General features: G+C 34.6%; 15 protein-coding genes. 4 read left to right on the plus strand and 11 right to left on the minus strand.

Annotated features, from left to right (window positions below):
* Positions 1 to 763: 763 nt before the first annotated feature.
* Both JHK64_RS06560 and JHK64_RS06565 read right to left on the minus strand, forming a co-directional pair.
* Positions 764 to 1,159 (minus strand): bleomycin resistance protein, encoded by a 396-nt coding sequence (locus JHK64_RS06560; RefSeq protein ID WP_199568199.1) that lies wholly within the window; start codon positions 1,157 to 1,159, stop codon positions 764 to 766.
* Positions 1,160 to 1,183: 24 nt separating this feature from the next.
* On the minus strand, positions 1,184 to 1,528 hold the full coding sequence (locus tag JHK64_RS06565; protein ID WP_199568200.1) for a nuclear transport factor 2 family protein: 345 nt from the start codon (positions 1,526 to 1,528) through the stop codon (positions 1,184 to 1,186).
* Between the two features lie 269 nt (positions 1,529 to 1,797).
* Between JHK64_RS06565 and JHK64_RS06570 the strand changes: the two genes are divergently transcribed.
* From JHK64_RS06570 to JHK64_RS06585, 4 genes are all read left to right on the plus strand, one after another.
* Positions 1,798 to 2,634, plus strand: coding sequence for a C39 family peptidase (locus JHK64_RS06570; RefSeq protein WP_199568201.1), 837 nt, complete (start codon positions 1,798 to 1,800; stop codon positions 2,632 to 2,634).
* A gap of 514 nt (positions 2,635 to 3,148) precedes the next feature.
* The gene (locus tag JHK64_RS06575; RefSeq protein WP_199568202.1) at positions 3,149 to 4,972 is read left to right on the plus strand and encodes a glycerophosphodiester phosphodiesterase family protein; all 1,824 of its coding nucleotides are present in this window, start codon (positions 3,149 to 3,151) and stop codon (positions 4,970 to 4,972) included.
* A gap of 21 nt (positions 4,973 to 4,993) precedes the next feature.
* Positions 4,994 to 5,509 carry an SA1002 family membrane protein gene (locus JHK64_RS06580; protein ID WP_199568203.1) on the plus strand — a complete coding sequence of 172 codons (516 nt, stop codon included), beginning with the start codon at positions 4,994 to 4,996 and terminating at the stop codon, positions 5,507 to 5,509.
* Between the two features lie 60 nt (positions 5,510 to 5,569).
* Entirely contained in the window at positions 5,570 to 6,439 is an 870-nt protein-coding gene (locus JHK64_RS06585) for a CPBP family intramembrane glutamic endopeptidase (RefSeq protein ID WP_199568204.1), read from the plus strand.
* 48 nt (positions 6,440 to 6,487) lie between these two features.
* Here the strand turns inward: JHK64_RS06585 and JHK64_RS06590 are convergent, their stop codons facing one another.
* The 9 genes from JHK64_RS06590 to JHK64_RS06630 all read right to left on the minus strand — a co-directional run bounded on the left by JHK64_RS06590 (position 6,488) and on the right by JHK64_RS06630 (position 12,851).
* The gene (locus JHK64_RS06590) at positions 6,488 to 6,802 is read right to left on the minus strand and encodes a cupin domain-containing protein (RefSeq protein ID WP_199568205.1); all 315 of its coding nucleotides are present in this window, start codon (positions 6,800 to 6,802) and stop codon (positions 6,488 to 6,490) included.
* Between the two features lies 1 nt (position 6,803).
* Entirely contained in the window at positions 6,804 to 7,142 is a 339-nt protein-coding gene (locus tag JHK64_RS06595; protein ID WP_199568206.1) for a cupin domain-containing protein, read from the minus strand.
* Between the two features lie 14 nt (positions 7,143 to 7,156).
* Positions 7,157 to 7,912, minus strand: a complete 756-nt coding sequence (locus tag JHK64_RS06600; RefSeq protein ID WP_199568207.1) for a class I SAM-dependent methyltransferase — start codon at positions 7,910 to 7,912, stop codon at positions 7,157 to 7,159.
* Positions 7,913 to 8,094: 182 nt separating this feature from the next.
* Positions 8,095 to 10,164 carry a heavy metal translocating P-type ATPase gene (locus JHK64_RS06605; protein WP_213086841.1) on the minus strand — a complete coding sequence of 690 codons (2,070 nt, stop codon included), beginning with the start codon at positions 10,162 to 10,164 and terminating at the stop codon, positions 8,095 to 8,097.
* Positions 10,165 to 10,173: 9 nt separating this feature from the next.
* Complete coding sequence (locus tag JHK64_RS06610) at positions 10,174 to 10,482, minus strand: DUF6110 family protein (RefSeq protein WP_199568208.1); 309 nt, start codon at positions 10,480 to 10,482, stop codon at positions 10,174 to 10,176.
* A gap of 268 nt (positions 10,483 to 10,750) precedes the next feature.
* On the minus strand, positions 10,751 to 10,957 hold the full coding sequence (locus JHK64_RS06615) for a helix-turn-helix domain-containing protein (RefSeq protein ID WP_018370397.1): 207 nt from the start codon (positions 10,955 to 10,957) through the stop codon (positions 10,751 to 10,753).
* Positions 10,958 to 10,970: 13 nt separating this feature from the next.
* Positions 10,971 to 11,447: a DUF2975 domain-containing protein gene (locus tag JHK64_RS06620; RefSeq protein WP_199568209.1), complete on the minus strand. Its 477-nt coding sequence runs from the start codon at positions 11,445 to 11,447 to the stop codon at positions 10,971 to 10,973.
* Positions 11,448 to 11,483: 36 nt separating this feature from the next.
* Complete coding sequence (locus tag JHK64_RS06625; RefSeq protein WP_199568210.1) at positions 11,484 to 11,963, minus strand: hypothetical protein; 480 nt, start codon at positions 11,961 to 11,963, stop codon at positions 11,484 to 11,486.
* Positions 11,964 to 12,302: 339 nt separating this feature from the next.
* Complete coding sequence (locus tag JHK64_RS06630) at positions 12,303 to 12,851, minus strand: hypothetical protein (RefSeq protein ID WP_199568211.1); 549 nt, start codon at positions 12,849 to 12,851, stop codon at positions 12,303 to 12,305.
* Positions 12,852 to 12,870: the final 19 nt, after the last annotated feature.

A 12,870-nucleotide genomic window follows, 5' to 3' on the forward strand; every position in this document is an offset into this window, starting at 1 on the left:
TAAGTTAAAAAGAATTTATATTCTCACTTCTTATTATATCTCTTTTTTAAAAAAGTTATAATAATATTATTTGATTTGTTGCCTTTTTGATTAACATTATTTTCTAGTACCAAATTATTAAGAATTAGAAAAATCAAAAATCTTTAAATTTGGAGTTACTAATGATTTTATTCGCGAAAATTAAACAAAAAGGCTATACAGGACATCTACCACACAAGAAAAAGCCTTGATGTCTAGGCTTTTTTGTTTAGTTGAAAGAGATTTGTCCCATGAAACTTGATGATATTAGGTAACAATGTTGTTTAAAATAAAATTGGTTTTAGTAGTTAAAGATAAAAAATTACTGCTTATTAGTTAAATTTTAGAATAACCATTTAAAAATTTCACAGATTCCCAAAAAAATAGGAAAAGTAAACGCACCTATAATAAACCACTTTTTTTCTCTTATTTTTTTACACCAGTTTTCTTTTTTTTGATTAATCATTTTAGTACCGCCCGTATAAAAATATTTTGGATTAATAAAATACGACCATTTTGCGCATTTATTATAGCATAATTAGCCAAATTTGGAAGTGAAAAACAGAATTATTGTTGTCACTCTTTACTTAACTTGAATATCACCATAACTTTTGCAATAACAAATTTTTACGTTAAAATTTTTTCTAATATTATCATTATTATATCTTTTTTAAAAAAGTTACATACTAAATCATATAGTTTGTTTTATATTTTTCAACTGATTGATAGATTTTCTTGATTCTCTCTAGTCGCTAATTCTAATGAAGTAACCATCTGGGTCTAAAACGGAAAATTCTCTAGGTGTCACCATTTTATCATCAACTCTAAACTGGAGTGTTGTCAACTCTTTTTTTATCGGGTAGTTGTTTTCAATCAAGCGTTGATAAATGTCAGTGATATTATCAACACCAAAGGTAAAATTGACTCCTCTGCCAAAAGGATAATGGAGCAACTCTAAGTCCTCTTTCTCCCCTTCTTCTAGCATGAGTTGAATCTTGCCCAAGGATAAAAAAATAAAGTTATCTTCGGGTCTTTCATAGGTAACGCTGAACCCGAGTAAACGCACATAAAAATCTTTCGATTTGTCAATATCGCTAACGATTAATTCTGGTATCAAATCATTGTATTCTAGTGGTGCCATAGGATACTCTTTTCTAGTTTTTGTTTAGCCTTCGTTCACTACGGTTCCTTGATGGAACAACAATTTCCAATCATTCTGATAAATAACCCAGATGGAACTGCGATTGGTTTTTTGTCCGGTCATGTTATCAATCAACTGGTAAGTAGCAAGACATGACGTTTCAGACAAGGCTAAAACATTGTAGTCGATGATTTGGTAATCACTTTCTAGCAGGTCTATTTTTTCAAAATCATTCTTATAGAAAATTCTGCCTGAGGCACCAAATTCTTTGTAGTCAGGATGAAGGACATCGAGATAAGTCTGGTCTTTTCTCTTGTCATTCGTTAAATGACGCCGTTCATAAGCTAAGATATCGGGTATTTTAGTCATGTTCCCTCTTTTTTTCCACTATTTCTTGTTAGAATGATTATCTAATCATATGTTTTAAAGCTTCAACTATGATTTTGATGTTGCTTCATTATATCATAAATGATAAGAGAAATGAAATTGTCATGCTACTAGCTTGTTATATAGTTATCATTTCAAAACCTATTTTCAGCAACGGTATTTTACCATTAGATTAGCGCTATTTAGTCTTTTCATGATAAAATGATAGTAAGAAGGATAGGATGATTGCTTTAAAAAAGAGGGAGTTTAGCATGAAAAAAAGACATAAGATCTTAGTTCTCATAGTGACTGTTTTTTCTTTGATGGGTCTATTTGGCTGTCGTAAAGATAACAATCAAAAAAGTCAGTCAGTAAAGTCTACTACTGTTGAAACTACACTTGAGAAGACAAAAGAGACGACTGAAAATCCTAGTCAGTCAGACTCTGTCACCATTGAAGAAAGTCAGAAGAAATCCTCAGAGAATAATAAACCAGAGAATTCTCAAAAAGAGGTAACACAAAACCCACAAGTGATTGCAGGCATCCCTGTTGGTGCAAAGCATCAATTATCTGTTGAGGGTCAAGTGCAGCAAGTCTGGAATTATTGCGCGCCAACGACTGTTAGTATGATGCTGTCTTCTAAAGGGGTAGCAGTAGATCAATTCCAGCTAGCAAAAGAAATGGGCACTTATGAGCCTTTTGGCACTCATAATCGAGATGCCATTCGCATCCTAAACAAACATCTGTTTGGTTATGAATTTCCTTCAGGCAATCAAGCAGGCTATCGTTTAGCAACCGTTACGCAATCATCACTAAACTCACAAGATATGAAGCTATTTAAAGAACGTCTCATCCAAAACATCGCAGATGGCTACCCGATGTACTATACTATTGAATTATCCAAAGTATATCCTGGGAAAAAAGGAGAGCATAATGTGATTGGAACGGGTTATCTGGAGACACCAGACGGCAAGGATATTGCCTTGTTATATTATATTGATCCTTCCCCTGTTTCTCAAGATAGTTATTATGGTGGGCTTAAAATCATTACGCCAGAGGAATTATTATCAGCAATGGTGGTCTGTGAAGAACCCAATTACGCTTGGTAAAACGTAAAAGATAAGACCTGCTATGAGAATGGAAGTATCAATCTCCTTTCTCAGTTATCATGAGTGTGATTCCTTTTTCATTATATTGAGCGATAGATTTTTAATTATTCAAAAATGAATTGATATGATTTGCAATTATTACCATTTTACATTACAATGAATGAAAGAGTTAATATAATTTTAGTTTTAAAGGGTTAACCATTGTTATTAATAACGAATGTTTAATCATTTGAATATTGTAATCTTTCATTTTGCTAGATGATATGTCATTTAAAATTAAAGGAAAAGTGAGAACTTTAAAGTTCATTGTTGAATGACATTTGGCGTTTTATTTAAAGATTTTTAAGTAGTAACAAAGGGTGTGTTCAACGAACACACCCTTTTAATATAGCAGTTGAACTATCTTTAATCACAAGGAGGCGATGTTAATCGGTTGTGAACCAGCCAGCATTGTAATAGAAGTCCTACGATAACTAATCTTACAAAACTTAATTAAAAAGAGAAGGAAAATACTATGATATCATTCATGACAAAAAATCGCGACAATTTTTGGGTTTATCTCAAGTATCAGATTGTGACGAAGCTCGCTTTATCTGTTATTATTCTGCCACTTTACACTTTTTTACTCAATCTTTTAATCGCATCTAGCGGTAGAGATAATCTCTCAAGTGGGGATTATTTGAGTTTTGTCTTTAGTCTACAAGGTGTAGGGATGTTAATTCTTAGTTTAATTCTCTTTGTGAGTATTATAGGGATTGACGTCAGCTCATTTATTGCTCTCAGTACTATACAAAGAGAAAAAGAAGGCTACATCAAGAGCACTCAACTACTAAAGATTGGCTTACAATCGATAAGAAATTTACTGAATCCTGCCGGATTATTTGTGGCTTTCTACTTGACGATTTTAGTTCCTATAGCAGGCGCAGGAATGGGAGTTTCTTCTATCGGGAATATTAAAATTCCTAATTTTGTCACTTCAGTGATTTACAGCAAACCGCTTTATCTCGCTCTTTATACTGCTGTTGTTATCGTTATTACACTCATTACGATTTTACATATCTTCGCCTTTCATTATATTACTCTCACAGGAGATAATATTTTTGGTGCCTTAAAAAAAGCTAGACAGTTATTCTTAGGCCACTGGAAAGCATTTCTTAAGAGAATGGTAAAGTTTTTTGGCTTTCTCTTAGCCATTTCACTCATTGGCGCTTTGATTGTCGGAGCAGGATTATTAGTTCTCTTAGCGTTACAAAATGTTAGCACAGAACTCTATCGTTTCTTTAACTGGTTACTCCTTTTATCAGTAGCCTTTATCGTCTTTATGGTGACTGCTGTTGTTCTCCCATTTTTCATTCATACGTTGACAGATTTGTTCTATCAATTTAACGAAGAAGATGGTCATAAAGTAATCTTGACGCCGATGATGGCTAAGTTACTAGAAACCTCAGGTAAACCTGTCAAACTAGGTTTCTTACAACGTTATGCCTTTAAAGTCTTTATGTCAGGAACAGCCCTTGTTATCTTACTAGCTTCTGTTATGTTTACCTTATTTTTCAACGAGATTTTTAAAATCAATCCTCATATTGATGTCATTGCTCATAGAGGTGGTGGTGACTTGGGCGTTGAAAATTCGATTGAGGGAATAGAAAGTGCGATTGCTGAAGGGACAGAATGGACTGAAATCGATGTTCAAAGAACCAAAGATGGTTACTATGTCCTTAATCATGATAAAAATTATGCTCGTATTGCAGGTGTTGATAAAACACCGATGGAAATGACGCTAGCTGAGATTAAATCGCTAGATTTAACCAATGAATTTGAAGAAAATGCTCCAACTGCCAAGGTGCCAACATTGGAAGAATTGATTGCTGCTTCAAAAGATAATATTGGATTATTTATTGAATTAAAAGGAGCTAGTGCCGATCATCAAATGGTTGATGATGTGGTGAAACAAATCAAAGAAAACAATCTTGGTGATAAGGCGGTTATCTTATCTCTTGATTATGACATTATCGAATACACTGAAAGCAAGTACCCAGAAATTGAAACGGGTTATCTCTACTTCTTTAATATCGGAAACCTGAAAGATTTAAAAGGAGACTATCTGATTATGGAAGAAAGAGAAGCCACTGATGACCATGTGGCTGCCATAAAAGAAAATGGTAAAAAAGTCATTGTCTGGACGGTTAACACACCAGAGTCGATTGATGAGTTTGTCAATTCAGACGTTGATGGGATTATTACTGACCATGTCAAACCTGTTAAACAAGCCCTTAAAGACAGAAGTAAAAGAAGCGATGTCGAAATCATTCTTCATGAACTTGGCTTATTAAACTAATAGCAAAGAAAGGGTGATGAAATGATTATATATGTCATATTTTTAGCACTAATTGTAGGCATTGGATTTTTAACGAGACTACCCAAAGAAAGACGAATGGATATCCCAAAAGCCTTTCTTCTCATTGTTGTGGCACTAACCATCGGGATAATTAATTTTGTAGTACTCCATTTATTGGCATCTTTAACGCCCTTGTTAAGTGTTGTTTTGAGTGATGTGGCTTCCTTATTCATTTTGATTTTAAGTATCGCGATTATCTCGGGCATTATTTTATATTGGATTGGTGTTTGGTTAATTCCTAAATTGAAAATACCGATGAGTGTTATCGTTCTATCAGAATATATTATTCAGTGGGCATTGATTTATATTACTGTTTATCAAATCACCTTTGATTCTTTATTTAAAGGGGAGGCAGCTGATCAAGTGGCTAAAATTGATGTGACGAATCCGACTCAAATGATGATTATGGTCCTACCATCTCTCATCTCTATTTGGATTGCGGTTATTTTATATAGAATTAGAAAAAAAGATATTTAAGATTTGCAACTAATGCTTGTCATTTTATTAAATGACATAATGATAAAAAGGAGGAAACATATGTTTCACAGTAAAATAAATGCGATTAAGGCTGATGGTGCAAAAAAACTAATTTGGATACCCATTTTAATGGTATTAGTGGTCTCTGTTGCTATACCAGGTGTGATTCAAATGATTGTAGGGCTAGTATTGTCTTCACAAGAAGGTCAGTTGATTACATTGGCATCAGTTGTTCAAATGGCACTAACATTTTTTGCAACACTATTTGTCCTATTAGCAGTAGCTAAAATAAAAACGAAGGATTTAGGTTTTACTAAAAATGCTTCAAAAGATATCTCAAAAGGTTTGTTATATGGCTTTGGAGCCATTTCAGTGGTTGCCTTAGTTCTTGTTGTACTAGGTGCTGTTAATATGAGCTTTAATTTTCGCTTTGGGTCTATTCCAACCATTATTCTTGCGATAGTAATGTTTGGTTTTCAAGGGCCATTAGAAGAATTGGTTTATAGATCTTACTTGATGCCTCATTTTGGCAAACAGTTAGGGATGGTCAAAGGAATTTTACTAAGTTCTGTCTTCTTTACTCTCATTCATGCTCTAAATCCTGGTATTGGTTTTATGCCTATCGTCAATCTTTTCCTAGCTAGTCTTGTTTTTTCATTAATCTACTACTTGACAGAAAGTTTTTGGTTGGTAGGAGCAGCACATGCTGTTTGGAATTTTTCACAAGGCATCATCTATGGCTCACTAGTGTCAGGAAATCCGATTAAAGAAAGTATTTTCACGGCTACACCAGTTAAAGGGATGGATTTCATCTCAGGAGGAAGCTTTGGTTTTGAAGGTGGTATCATTACTTCCCTCTTAGGAATTATTTTGATGGTCTTACTGATTAGTGCGATTAAGAAAAAAAATAGAGCTTACACAAGAGCTTAACATAAAATAAAAAGCATCTTTCTTAAGAAAGATGCTTTTTTGTTAGTGTTAGTTGTCACTTGCTAATTCTAATTGTAAAAATTTAGTATTTTCATCTGCTTTAAAGTGGTGGTTTTGGTTAGTAGGGATAGAAACAAGACCATTTGCTTCTAGTGTTTGACTTTCTTTTTTATTGGTTAACACTAATTTTCCTTCAAGAACGATGATGAGTTTGGTCTTGGGACTTGATTCACTACTAATGGTTTCTCCTTTTGCCATTGCATACAAAACAAGCTTTTCTTTGATGTCTAGTTTTTGACTGAGAAGACGACTAGCAATTTGATGGTCATGATAGTTAATGGCTTCTAAAAGATTTGGAATCATTTTAAGCCTCCGGTTTGACAACAATCAGCAACATTTGAAAGGCTTCTTTGGCAAATAAACTGTGTGGTATATTGGCTGGCATGATAATGGTTTCACCAGCAGACACGCTAAAGTTTTCTTCACCAATGGTAATAAGTGCTTCACCAGTTAGTATATTGACCATAGCATCTCCAGGAGAGCTGTGGCGACCAATTTCTTGTCCCTTGTCAAGAGAAAAAAGAGTCATTCCTAAATCTTTTCGCTGGACGAGGGTTTTGCTGAGCATTTGCTCTTCTTCGATAGGGACTTCATTTTTTAAGTCTAGCACTTTACTCATTTCAATTTTTTCAATGTATGACATGTTATTCTCCTTTGTTACTTGATACTTGCAACAGCAATATAGCAGAGGTTTTTCCCGGTTTTACTGAAAAATCGTCTCATGTTGAGAAATTGCTCTCTGTTTTCTTTTTTCAAACCACGAGAGACAATTTTAACACTATCCACAAGTCCTTCGTCTTTAATCATTCCAAACGGTGACATGAGAGTCATTTTCCCGTGAGTATAGTCAGATTTTGAGAAACCTGCATCTAGAATAAGGCGTCGCCAGTCATCTAATTGCAATGGTGTGACGTGGACGTTGATGGTTTGACTGAGTTGATTGAGGATAGCTTGAGTTTTAGGGTCTTCATAGGAAACATCATGAGTTAGTAAGACACCACCTGGTTTTAAGACACGATGGTATTCTTTAAGTGCCTTACTTTTAGCCTGATTGTTTAACATGGTTAACATGGCTTCATTGATCACAACGTCAAAACTATTATCTTCAAAAGGCAATTTCATCGCATTAGCTTGCATGAGTGTAATATAATCTTCTAACTGTGCTTTTTGAACATTTTCTTTTGCTTCTTTTAAAGCTTTTTTATCCATGTCAACACCAGTGATGTGGCAATGAAATTGTTGTGCCAAGTCGATGGCTGTTGTTCCTCGATTGCAAGCCACTTCAAGAACCTTACTTTTACTTGAAAAGTGACCTTTTTCAATTAACCAGTTGGTTGCTGTAATCCCTCCAGGACGCAATCGTTTTTTCCCCAAACGTGCTAAAAATTGATGTCCAACTTCTTTACTTGACAATAATCTTTCCCCCTTTGTTAAATGAGAGTCATTAAAAGTTTTTGCTCTCTTAATCGTCGTCTAATAATCATCTATACTATAACACTCTAGTGAAAAATAATCAATCGTGTCAAGAGTCTTACTTTTGACAACAAATAAAACCTTTACAGATCTGTAAAGATTTTTCAGAGACAAGCTAGTTTTTAGCCATTATTTTTGAAACCACTCATACTTTTTAGGATAATCGTTGTAGTGGTTAAATTGTGAAGAATGGATAGAAGACTTGGTGAGATAAGGTTAAAGACACCTAGCAAAATTAAGCTACTGTTAATGGTGATGGTTTCTTTAACATTTTTTGAAACTCTTATTTCAAGCTCTCTAGTAATATTTTCAAGGTCTAAGAGGCTGTCTAATTTATTGCTTGCTAGGACTAAATCACTGGTTTGTTTGCTAATATCAGCTGCATCATGCATGACAGCACCAATGGTTGCTAGTGAGATGGCAGCAGAGTCATTTAACCCATCGCCAATCATCATCACTTTTTTACCCATCGTCATTTGTTTTTTGACAAAATCGTATTTATCTTCGGGAGTAACATTGGTTTTAATGTATTGGAAAGTGATATCCCCGATAAGATTTTGGGTTCTCTCTACAGTATCTCCTGTAAGGAGTGCTACTTCCTTGCCTTGACGTTGCAGGTAAGCAATCACCTCTTTTGCACCCTCTCTTAATGGGGTGTCAATTAAGAAAATACCAATTAACTGCCCATCATATCCAAGATAGAGAAGGTTGTATTGTTTTTGGTAGGAAGCAATCAACTCTTCTTGTTCTGATGTGATTTTGATCGCTTGTTCAGTCATTAGTTGATAACTACCAATTGCTACTTGCTTGTCGTCAATGGTTGATAAGATACCGCGTGAAGCAATGTGTTTTAGTTGTCCGTGCATTTCTTCATGGATAATATGCTGCTCTTCAGCTTTTTGGACTACGGCAGTAGCAAGTGGATGGTGAATATGCTCTTCTAAACACGCGCCAATTCTGATAACATTTTCGGTAGAATAATGATGGAAAGGAATGACTTTAAAGACCTTAGGGTCAGAGACGGTCAATGTGCCTGTTTTATCAAAAACAAACAAATCAATGTCATTATAGTTTTCCACCACGTCCATACTTTTAATGATAATGTCATGATCAACAGCCTCTTTAATGGCTGACAGGTAAGAAACAGGAATTGACAGTTTTAACGCACAGGAGAAGTCAACCAGTAGGAAAGACAAGGCTTTTTGGAAGGAACCTGTCAAGAAATAGGTGAGAAAGACGCCTAAAAAATTGTATTTGACCAGACGGTCAGCCAATTTGATAAATTTTCGCTGTTCACTCCCTTTTTTTGTTTCTGATTGCCTCATCAGTCGCATTAGTTCATGCAGACGATAATTGAGTGTGGCATTAGTGACTTTGATATAAAGTTCACCAGATTCCAAAATAGTGTTTGAATAAACAGTATCTTCATTTGTTTTAAAAACGGGGAAAAATTCGCCATTGAGAGAACTCTCATTGACCATACCACTTCCAGCTGTGACGATACCATCAAACAATAATTCGTTACCAGCAGAAATAATGACAATGTCATTTTCCTTGATGTCTTTGCTGTGTTTTTCGACTTTTTGTTGGTTGTCCTCTAAAACCCAGACCATCTGTTCACGATTATTTAAACTATTTTCTAAATCTTCAATGGACTTTTTATTGGACCAATCATTTAATTGATCACCCAAGCCCATGATAAACATGATAGATCCGGCTGTTTTAAATTGCCCCATGAGAATAGAGGTCGAAATAGCAGCACCATCAAGCACTTCCATCGTCAATTCTTTTTTGGTTAAATGATTTAAGGCTTCTTTAATGTAGCGAGTGGCTTGGTAAATCGTATAACCATATTGAAGCGGCATTGGTAAAAATAAGCGTCTTGCTGCAAATTGCAGAAGTTCTTTTGAGACGATTTGATAAGGTGTCTCTTCTTTTTGATAGGGTTTTTCTAAAGCTATTTTGAGCTGTTTTTGATCAATGCTTTTTAGATAAAAAAGAGCAGACGAAAGAGCATAGCCTTCGTTCACAGTGATGGCTATGGTTTTTTCGTCTTGATAAAAATGAACCATCTTAATGGCTTCATTTTGATGAGCCAATTCTTTGAGATAGTCTCTAACAGCATAACTACAAAGAAAAGGGCATTTCACCCTTATTCGACTATTGTTTTGATGCAATATTTTAAATGTCATTTGCTACTATCAGTTTTCTGTCGCGCTTGGTTGGTCGAGTTCTAATTCTTTGGCACTCAATGCCAATTCTTTTTGTTTTTCAGATTCATAGATTTCTCTAGCATCGGCTAAAACATCATCTGTGTGTTGTTTGACCACTGAAAGACTTGAATCTAGTTCGTCTTTAACTTGGTATGATTTCGCAATCACTTTAGCATACTTAGATTTCGCGTTTTTACTAGATAATAATTTTAAACCGACTGTTCCAAAAAGAACACCGCCTAAAAATAATCCAGAGCTTTTAGTAACTTGTGTGGCTTTTAATAGTTGTTTTAACATAAGGGCCCTCCACTTTCTTTGATAAATCCATTATAACGTGAATAGACAGTTATTACAATTGATACGGTCTAGCAAAAAAGGTTTGGGACAAAAAATGGACATGATATAGAGACACGATATTATGATTTCAGTGTCTATACAAAAAAGCAGAGCTACAAAAAGGCTGATGAATCAGCCTATCATAGTTTACTTAATCTCTGGGTTAGACGTTCATAATAACCATCAAAATGTAGCGTTGTTGTTCCAGTATTTTAGCGATTGGTTCTTATCATTCGTCTGGCACGTATTCAAGAATATCACCAGGTTGGCAGTCTAATTCCTTACAGATGGCTTCTAAGGTTGAAAAACGGATGGCTTTTGCCTTACCCGTTTTTAAAATGGACAGGTTGGCAGGAGTAATACCAATGCGTTCTGCCAGATCTCCTGAGCGCATTTTCTTTTTGGCAAGTTCAACGTCTAGATTAACAACAATCATCGTTTACTCCTTTCTAGATAGTAAATTCATTTTCGGCTGCGATGTCATTGGCTTTTTCTAATATTTTTGAAAGTGTCCAAACAACAAGAGCGGTGATAATATAAGTAGGATTGAAAAAGGAGTAATCTTGGAATTGGAAAATACCATTTCCAAAGAACGATGCGATAGCTAAAAGGAGTGCAACACGTTTTGACAAGAGAACATTTTGTTTAACAAAAATCTCATCGGCTATAATATTTTTGAAAAATTGTCGAACACAATAAAGGACAAAGAGAATAATATAGCTATTGGCTAGATTTAAGAGAGTGGCTAAAGGACTAGCGTCTTTTAAAGACATCGTAAAACTCATATCAGCATTGTTAAAAAGATCAATATTTGTAATGCCAAGGGCAAAAAAGATTGTGGCAAAAACAAGTGAGATGGCTAGTATGATGAGTAAGATATTGATAAAACCAAGGATATATCTTAAGTAGGTGTTTTCTTTAGTCACTATGGTGTCCTCTTTTCTAGTGTTTTGTGGTATAAATTAGGCTTGTTGTTTGGTATGGTTTTTGATGTAAGTAATCACTTTGCTAGCTATCAATAACCAAACAGCAATACCAAGATTGACGATGATGTGATTAGGATTAGCAGTAAATTCAGTAATGCCTTGAATAAGGCCAACAACAGCCATCAAAAGAGCGCCTTTTTGCAAGAATAATGCTGTTTTTTCTGAGATTAACTCACTTGGGTTGAAAGAAGTGATGAATTGTTTGAGTTTGATAAGTCCATAAGTCATGAGAGTATTACCAGCCACAAGGGTAAGAACATAAGCATTAGGACCACCCCAAGCATTTTGAGCTGAGAAAGTGGTTTCAACGCCTGCAGGTAACAGTTGTGTGAGATCAACTTGTCCAAACAGTAGGACAAGGGAGGCAATACTGATAATGCTGAGAATGACGATGGCAATAGTAGCAGCTAATGTGATGAATCCTTTAACAAGGGCAGTGAGTTTAGTAGTTTTCATTTTTTATTCCTCTATTTCAATAATTTTTTTAAATTAGACATAAGGTGAGCTCTTCTTATCTCTTTATCGAAATATATTTATTGTTTTTCGATAAATATAGTATAGCACAATTTTTTTGAAATGCAACACTTTTTTATCGTTTTTTGATAAAAAAATATTATTTTTCGTTATTTTATTAAAAAAACAATGTCTATTAATAGAGGAAAACCCAGATTTGACGGTCTTTTAAGAGATTTTCCTAGTTGAAAAATTTTTTTGAGATGACATAGTGATTGCTCACGATTTTTTAAAACAATAAAAATCCCAACGCAATTGAGTTGGGATTGATCGGTTATTCAATTATTCAACACCAATTGATGCTTTGTAATCATTTAAAAGTTGTTTGGCTTCTTTAATTGTTAAAGCATCTTCAGGAAATTCTGGTGAGGGGTTAATGGCTTGATTTTCTGGTGGATAAATAGAATATCCGCCGTGATAATTAAATTCTTCACCGTCGTCTATTTCAAAAGGTGGTAAAGCTTGTATTAATTCATCTTCAGTTGTTAAATAGCTGTCATCTAAGCTATCTACATCATTGAATTCAGGAAAACGGATATAATCTTCAATAATACTTCTGATAGTAAATTGTCTTTCTTTGCTTCCAGTGATCTCAGCTTCAAATGATCCTAGGTTTCCAGAAAATTCATTTTTGGCTGCTGTTGTTCCAACTTTACCATCTGTAACAAATACAGATGTCTCAACATTATCATTGGTTGTAGTTACTGCAACTTCAGTAGTGTCATTTGTGACACTATCATCAGCATTAGTCGCATAATTTAAACCGAGGAATGCCAAGGCTGCTACTAAGACTGCACCTGTCGTTAAACCATAAATCAGTTTTTTCTTCATTTAGTTTCCTTCCTTTCTT

This window comes from Streptococcus zalophi (genome assembly GCF_016481285.1).
Lineage (GTDB): Bacteria > Bacillota > Bacilli > Lactobacillales > Streptococcaceae > Streptococcus > Streptococcus zalophi.

Coding starts and splice junctions, on each gene's coding strand:
- JHK64_RS06560 (WP_199568199.1), bottom strand. CDS start 1,159: ATGGCACCACTAGAATACAATGATTTGATACCAGAATTAATCGTTAGC.
- JHK64_RS06565 (WP_199568200.1), bottom strand. CDS start 1,528: ATGACTAAAATACCCGATATCTTAGCTTATGAACGGCGTCATTTAACG.
- JHK64_RS06570 (WP_199568201.1), top strand. CDS start 1,798: ATGAAAAAAAGACATAAGATCTTAGTTCTCATAGTGACTGTTTTTTCT.
- JHK64_RS06575 (WP_199568202.1), top strand. CDS start 3,149: ATGATATCATTCATGACAAAAAATCGCGACAATTTTTGGGTTTATCTC.
- JHK64_RS06580 (WP_199568203.1), top strand. CDS start 4,994: ATGATTATATATGTCATATTTTTAGCACTAATTGTAGGCATTGGATTT.
- JHK64_RS06585 (WP_199568204.1), top strand. CDS start 5,570: ATGTTTCACAGTAAAATAAATGCGATTAAGGCTGATGGTGCAAAAAAA.
- JHK64_RS06590 (WP_199568205.1), bottom strand. CDS start 6,802: ATGATTCCAAATCTTTTAGAAGCCATTAACTATCATGACCATCAAATT.
- JHK64_RS06595 (WP_199568206.1), bottom strand. CDS start 7,142: ATGTCATACATTGAAAAAATTGAAATGAGTAAAGTGCTAGACTTAAAA.
- JHK64_RS06605 (WP_213086841.1), bottom strand. CDS start 10,164: ATGACATTTAAAATATTGCATCAAAACAATAGTCGAATAAGGGTGAAA.
- JHK64_RS06610 (WP_199568208.1), bottom strand. CDS start 10,482: ATGTTAAAACAACTATTAAAAGCCACACAAGTTACTAAAAGCTCTGGA.
- JHK64_RS06615 (WP_018370397.1), bottom strand. CDS start 10,957: ATGATTGTTGTTAATCTAGACGTTGAACTTGCCAAAAAGAAAATGCGC.
- JHK64_RS06625 (WP_199568210.1), bottom strand. CDS start 11,963: ATGAAAACTACTAAACTCACTGCCCTTGTTAAAGGATTCATCACATTA.
- JHK64_RS06630 (WP_199568211.1), bottom strand. CDS start 12,851: ATGAAGAAAAAACTGATTTATGGTTTAACGACAGGTGCAGTCTTAGTA.